We start from the raw sequence: 6,351 nt of genomic DNA, 5'->3' as shown, positions 1-6,351 counted from the left end.
GCTTTTAATCCTGGCCGGAGCAGGCAGCGGCAAGACAAGGGTTATAACCCATCGCATTGCCCACTTGATTCAGCAAAGACTGGCGGCGCCGTGGGAGATTTTGGCGCTCACCTTTACCAATAAAGCGGCGGAGGAGTTGCGGGGCCGAATTGAGGAGCTGGTGGGGACTGCTCCCGGTATATGGGCTTCCACATTTCACGCCGCCTCAGCCCGCATTCTGCGGGAGCATGCCGACCGCTTAGGGTACACATCTTCTTTTGTAATTTATGATTCGGCGGATCAGCTGACGGTGATAAAAAACGTGATGAAGAATCTTAATCTGGATGACGACACCCGTTTTAAGCCGCGCGGCGTGCTTTCTGCCATCAGTCGGGCCAAAAATGAGATGATGGACGTGGACACCTATGACGAAGCGGCGGATAATTTCTATAGTCGTACCGTGGCTAAGGTTTTTCGCTCCTATCAGGAACGGCTGCGGTTAAACAATGCCTTGGATTTTGATGACATGCTGCTTTTGGTGGTGAAACTGCTGCGGGAGCATCCGGAAGTCCTGAAAGCATACCAGGAAAAATTCCGCTATATTCTGGTGGACGAGTATCAGGATACAAACCGGGTCCAGTATGAAATAGTGCGCCTGTTGGGAGGTGTGCACCGCAATCTGTGCGTGGTGGGAGACGACGACCAGTCCATCTATCAGTTCCGCGGCGCAGATATCCGCAACATCCTGGACTTTGAGCGGGACTGGCCGGAAGCGGAAGTGGTGAAGCTGGAGGAAAATTACCGCTCCAGCGGTAACATCCTGGAGGCGGCCTGGCATGTGGTAAAGCATAATGCGGGGCGCAAAGATAAAAAGTTATGGACCAGCCAGGAAGCGGGAGACCCTATTCAGGTTTACACCGCCCAGGATGAGCAGCAGGAAGCGCGCTATATTGCCGGGGAAATAAGAAAGCTCTCGGCAACGTATGACCAGTTTGCCGTTTTGTACCGCACCAATGCCCAGTCCCGGGCCATTGAAGATGCGCTAATCCGGGAAAATATATCTTATCAGATGGTGGGAGGAGTGCGTTTCTGGGAGCGCAAGGAAGTAAAGGACATCCTGGCTTATCTGCGTGTGTTGGACAACCCCGCCGACGGTATCAGCCTGCTGAGGGTGATTAACGTACCGCGCCGGGGCATTGGCGCCACTTCCGTGGAAAAGTTAAATAATATGGCCTCAGAGCGGGGCATTACTTTCTATGAAGCGCTGCGGCTGGCCGATGAGGCCGGACTGGGCTCGGCGCCGCTGAAAAAAGTTAAAAGTTTCGCCGCTTTGCTTGAGAATCTGCAGCAAATGCGGGAATACTTAAGCGTAGATGAACTGACGGAGCAGGTAATGATAAAAAGCGGTTACCTGGACGAGCTGCGTGCTGAAGGAACAGACCAGGCACAAAGCCGGGAAGAGAACCTGCTGGAATTTCTCACGGTGGCGCAGGACTTTGTCAAGGAAAGTGAAGATAAGTCTCTCACCGCCTTTTTGACCCAACTGTCCCTGGTAAGTGATTTGGATACACTGGAGGATGACGGCGGGCCCCGTGTAGTGCTGATGACCATGCACGCAGCCAAAGGGCTGGAATTTCCCGTGGTTTTTGTGGCCGGCATGGAGGAGGGGATTTTCCCCCATATGCGCTCCTTTGATACCGCCGATGGTATTGAGGAGGAAAGGCGCCTTTGTTATGTGGGTATTACCCGGGCAGAGAAACGCCTGTATCTGACCAGTGCTATGAACCGCAATCTTTTTGGGCGGCGGATGCATAACATGCCCTCCCGCTTCCTGCGTGAGCTTCCCGACGCCGTATTTGATAAGGAAGCGGCCGAAGCATCGAAGGCGGCAGCTTCGGCACCTACATCGGCACCTGCTGCATCGCTTCCGCCGGGAGGCGCAGGGGATTTGGCTGTGGGTGACCGGGTGGAGCACAGTAAATGGGGCGCGGGGGAAGTAAAAGCGGTGGATACCCTAAGTGACGGCGATACCGTAGTGACCATCATGTTTACAACTCTGGGTTTAAAGAAAGTCATTGCCAAGTATGCTCCCCTGCGTAAAGTGTAAAGTGAGGTGCTGTTATGGACAGGCAGCAAGCATTGGAAACGGTAGAAAAACTACGCCAGGAAATAGACGACCATAACTATCGCTACCATGTACTTGATGAACCGCAAATAAGTGACGCAGAATTCGATGATTTGATGCAAAAACTGGAAGCCATGGAGGCACAATTCCCTGATTTGGTCACGCCTGACTCCCCTACTCAGCGGGTAGGCGGGAAGCCGCTGGAGGGATTTGAGCAAATAACCCACCGTGTCCCCATGTTATCCCTGAGCAACGCCCTGAACATTGAAGATCTCCGGGATTTTGTGCGCCGCGCCATCCGGCTGGTGCCGGAAGCGGAGCTGGAGTTTGTGGTGGAGCTGAAGGTGGACGGACTGGCGGTGTCTCTCCAGTATGAAGAGGGCCGTTTTGTCCGGGGAGCAACCCGCGGTGACGGCGAAGTGGGAGAAGATATCACCCATAATCTGCGCACAGTGCAAAGTATTCCGCTGCGCTTGCGCAAACCGCTGACTCTGGAAGTGCGCGGAGAAGTTTATATGCCCCGTTCTTCTTTTCTTAAATTAAATGAAGAGCGCCAGGCACAGGGCCAGCCGCTGTTTGCCAACCCGCGTAATGCGGCGGCGGGCAGCCTGCGGCAGTTGGATCCTAAAGTGGCCGCAGAGCGTAACCTGGATATGGTTTCCTACGGTTTGGGCTACTCCTCCGATGTAACCCCGTCCTCCCATTACGATGCGCTGATGACTCTAAAAGAGCTGGGCATGCGTATCAATCCCCATGTTGTTGTGCTGCGTGAGTTGGAGGATGTGGTCTCCTACTGTGAAAGCTGGCGGGAAAAACGCTATGAACTACCCTTTGATATTGACGGTCTAGTGATAAAAATCAACGACCGCTCCCTGCAGGAAGAGCTGGGCACCACCGCTAAAAGCCCCCGCTGGGCCATAGCTTATAAGTTTCCTGCCGAACAGGCCGTAACCCGGGTGAAGGCCATCACCGTGCAGGTGGGACGCATCGGGACCCTGACGCCCTTAGCGGAGCTGGAGCCGGTAACCCTGGCGGGAACGGTGGTAAAGCGGGCCAGCTTACATAATGAAGATATTCTGCGGGAAAAAGATGTGCGCGTAGGTGATCACGTTATCGTACAAAAAGCCGGGGATATTATCCCCGAAGTGGTGGAAGTGGTAAAAAGTAAACGCACCGGTGCCGAAGAGCCCTTTGAGATGCCCAAGCATTGTCCGGCCTGCGGTTCTGATGCCACCCGCCTGCCCGGTGAAGTGGCGCTGCGCTGCTTTAATCCGGTCTGTCCTGCACAGGTAATGGAGCGCATCACACATTTTGCTTCCCGCAGTGCCATGGATATTGAGGGAATGGGCCCCGCCGTTGTTTTACAGCTGTTGGATGCCGGCTTAATTGCGGATGTGGCCGACATTTACAGTCTCCCTGATAAAAAAGAAGCGCTGCTTTCCCTGGAGCGCATGGGGGAAAAGTCGGTGGAAAACCTGCTGGCGGCCATTGAAAAAAGTAAAAAACAGCCTTTATGGCGTCTGTTATATGGCCTGGGTATCCGCTTTGTGGGAGACCGGACCGCCAGGCTGCTGGTGGAGCATTTTAACAGTATGGAAAAGTTAATGGCGGCCTCCGCTGAAGAATTGGAAGCGGTTGATGAGGTGGGCCCGAAAATTGCCCAGAGCGTAACCGAGTTTTTTTCCCTGCCGGAATCCGGGGAGCTGATAGAAAGGCTGCGGGCAGCGGGGCTTAAACTTAAAGAAGAGGAAGCAGAGGCAAAAGATTTGCCCCTGCAGGGAAAAACCTTTGTTTTAACCGGTACTTTGCCTACCTACAGCCGGGATGAGGCTGCAGAACTTATTGAAGATGCAGGAGGCCGGGTAACAGGCAGTGTAAGCAAAAAGACTGATTATGTAGTGGCGGGTGAAAAAGCCGGCAGTAAGCTGGAGAAAGCAGAAAAGCTGGCAGTTACCATCCTTGATGAAGAAGGACTGCAAAGTTTATTAAACATAGAATAAATTAACTTCGCTGGCGGAAACTGGCAGGTTAAAGGAAGAATAAACGCGAAATAAGGACACAAAGAATGTGTCCTTATTTCTATAGTTAAGGGAGGTTAAAGCTTTGAGATTCAAGGGAATTATTATTGTTGCTATTTATCTTGTCCTGAGTCTGGTTATTCTTTCTAATATCCCGCCGGTACAGCAGTTGGGTACAACAATCCGGCTCATCATCTTTCATGGGATGCTGAGCATGGCGGGGCTGTACACCAATTATGCCGCAGGGATCTTAGGGGGATTGTTCCTGCTTACCCGGCGGGAAGCCTGGGGGCGTTGGAGTGAAAGGCTGGGCTTGTACTTTGTTGTGATTTGGATTATTGGCACAGCACTTTCCTTTGTTTCCATGCAGGTAGCGTGGGGCGGCATTGTTTATGAGCCGCTGACCGTTGCTGCTTTGACCATGGTGGTGCTGGGACTGGGTAAGGAATATCTGGTACGCAGCAACAACGGAACCCTCAGGACTTTTGCCATAGCCAACGCGGTATTTGCCGCTGCAGTGGTTGTATTGCGTATTACCCTCTCTTATGTCCAGAGCATGGGGGTTGTCCTGCATCCGGATAATCCCATCGGCACCTCCGATTCGGTAATTATCCGCCTGCTACCCATGCTGCTGCTTGTGGTAACACTGTTGGCCATATTTGAATTTGCCCGTTGGCAGCTAAAGCAGCGCGTCAATTAAGGTGCGGCAAAAAGCCGGTAAGTCTTTTGGTTGACGGGAAGTTATCACATTACCGTCCTGCACCACTTCTTCGTCCACATAGTCGGCGCCCGCATTTACCACATCGTCACGGATGGAGAAGAAACAGGTGGCCCTGCGTCCCTTTAATGCGCCTGCGGAGGCCAGCATCCAGGGGCCGTGACAAATAGCTGCCACCGGTTTGTTTTCCTCATAAAGCTTTTTCACCAACTCCACCATATCCGGGGAGCGGCGCATCTTGTCCGGCGAGAAACCACCGGGAATTACCAGTGCATCATATTGGCTGCCCAAAGCATTTTGTGCAGAAATTGTGGCTTTAGCCGGCTGACCGTGTTTGCTTTGATATGTTTTAATTTCCGGTGCCACCGTTTCCACTTCAGCCCCTTCTTCAGACAGACGAAAATAGGGATACCAGTATTCATTGTCTTCGTATAAGTCTTCTACCAACAGGGCGATACGTTTTCCCTGTAAGCGCATTATAAACACCTGCCTTTTCTGGTCTCAGTGTCACTTTATCAGAGGAAAACCTCTATATCATTAACATAGAGTTAATTCTGACTTACTAAACCGGCAATTTTGCCGGTTTTTTCTTTTCTATTATTGGCATACTATAAGAAATTAACTATAGGAGGCCAAAAAAGTATGAGCCGAATTGTTTTTATTGTTATAGCGCTGGTACTGGTGGCGGCAATAGGATTGTGGGTACGGGCCGGCATCGAACCGGACGAACCCGGCCAGGCAGGCCCGCCTACGCCGCACGCCACAGACGGACCATATGAGAACTGCCTGGGCTGCCATGGCGATATTACCGGTTCGCACGATGCCATGTTTGGTGAAGGAGAGTACGATGACTGCCTGAGCTGTCATCCGCCGCAGTAAAGATAACGGAAATCCGTTATCTTTTTTTTACTGCTAAATTATAACGCTTCGCAGATAGCGAAGCTGCTAATGTAAGCAGTACTGAAAAGCGCGCGCTGAGGAAATTGAAAGAGCGCACCTTTCTTGTGCTGTAGGGCAAGTGCTGAAAGTTGCCGATGGATGCCGCTTATGGTATAATTTGCCCATGGTATTTGCCTTGACGAGGGGTGTAAACAATGGAATTTGCAGACGGTAACCGCTGTTTTGTCTGCGGGATGGACAATCCCCACGGCCTGAGGTTAACATTTCAGTGGGATGGCGAAGAGTACTTTACCGAGTTTTATACCGATGAGCGGTATCAGGGTTACAATGGAGTTACCCACGGTGGAATTACAGCCACCATTCTGGACGAAGTTATGGCCAAGCACCTGACCACCCGAGGGCTGGGAGTAGTCACTGCCAGCATGGAGCTTCGCTATAGAAAGCCTGTGCCCACCGGAGTTAAAATACGTTGTGTGGCACATTTGGTGGAGCACAAACGCAATATTTTTAAAATGGGTGCCAAAGCTATTCTGCCCGATGGTGTTGTGGCGGTGGAAGCAGCGGCAAAATTCGTACAGATCGGCGATATTAAAGAGACAGGGGAGGAATAA

The 6,351-nt window shown here is 51.9% G+C and carries 6 protein-coding genes; 5 read left to right on the top strand and 1 reads right to left on the bottom strand.

Going from position 1 to position 6,351, the window contains the following annotated elements:
• From pcrA to DEALDRAFT_RS13875, 3 genes are all read left to right on the top strand, one after another.
• Nucleotides 1-2,086 (top strand): DNA helicase PcrA (gene pcrA / locus DEALDRAFT_RS13885; RefSeq protein WP_008518570.1); only part of this gene is annotated, 2,086 nt, incomplete at its 5' end.
• Nucleotides 2,087-2,100: 14 nt separating this feature from the next.
• Nucleotides 2,101-4,104, top strand: coding sequence for an NAD-dependent DNA ligase LigA (ligA, locus tag DEALDRAFT_RS13880; protein ID WP_008518569.1), 2,004 nt, complete (start codon nt 2,101-2,103; stop codon nt 4,102-4,104).
• A 103-nt stretch (nt 4,105-4,207) separates the two neighbouring features.
• On the top strand, nt 4,208-4,822 hold the full coding sequence (locus DEALDRAFT_RS13875; protein WP_008518567.1) for a hypothetical protein: 615 nt from the start codon (nt 4,208-4,210) through the stop codon (nt 4,820-4,822).
• Here the strand turns inward: DEALDRAFT_RS13875 and DEALDRAFT_RS13870 are convergent.
• Nucleotides 4,802-5,317, bottom strand: coding sequence for a type 1 glutamine amidotransferase domain-containing protein (locus DEALDRAFT_RS13870; protein WP_008518565.1), 516 nt, complete (start codon nt 5,315-5,317; stop codon nt 4,802-4,804). The two genes, DEALDRAFT_RS13875 and DEALDRAFT_RS13870, sit on opposite strands and share 21 nt — an antisense overlap.
• A gap of 165 nt (nt 5,318-5,482) precedes the next feature.
• Here DEALDRAFT_RS13870 and DEALDRAFT_RS13865 point away from each other — a divergent pair, with 165 nt between their 5' ends.
• Nucleotides 5,483-5,719, top strand: a complete 237-nt coding sequence (locus DEALDRAFT_RS13865) for a hypothetical protein (protein WP_008518563.1) — start codon at nt 5,483-5,485, stop codon at nt 5,717-5,719.
• Nucleotides 5,720-5,934: 215 nt separating this feature from the next.
• Nucleotides 5,935-6,351, top strand: coding sequence for a PaaI family thioesterase (locus tag DEALDRAFT_RS13860; RefSeq protein ID WP_008518561.1), 417 nt, complete (start codon nt 5,935-5,937; stop codon nt 6,349-6,351).

Origin of the sequence: Dethiobacter alkaliphilus AHT 1, from assembly GCF_000174415.1 — a bacterium.
Lineage (GTDB): Bacteria > Bacillota > Dethiobacteria > Dethiobacterales > Dethiobacteraceae > Dethiobacter > Dethiobacter alkaliphilus.
This window is presented reverse-complemented; position numbering and strand designations above follow the sequence as displayed.

Excerpts from the sequence above, each read along its gene's own strand:
- DEALDRAFT_RS13870 (WP_008518565.1), bottom strand. The coding sequence starts at position 5,317 with ATGCGCTTACAGGGAAAACGTATCGCCCTGTTGGTAGAAGACTTATAC.
- DEALDRAFT_RS13865 (WP_008518563.1), top strand. The coding sequence starts at position 5,483 with ATGAGCCGAATTGTTTTTATTGTTATAGCGCTGGTACTGGTGGCGGCA.
- DEALDRAFT_RS13860 (WP_008518561.1), top strand. The coding sequence starts at position 5,935 with ATGGAATTTGCAGACGGTAACCGCTGTTTTGTCTGCGGGATGGACAAT.
- ligA (WP_008518569.1), top strand. The coding sequence starts at position 2,101 with ATGGACAGGCAGCAAGCATTGGAAACGGTAGAAAAACTACGCCAGGAA.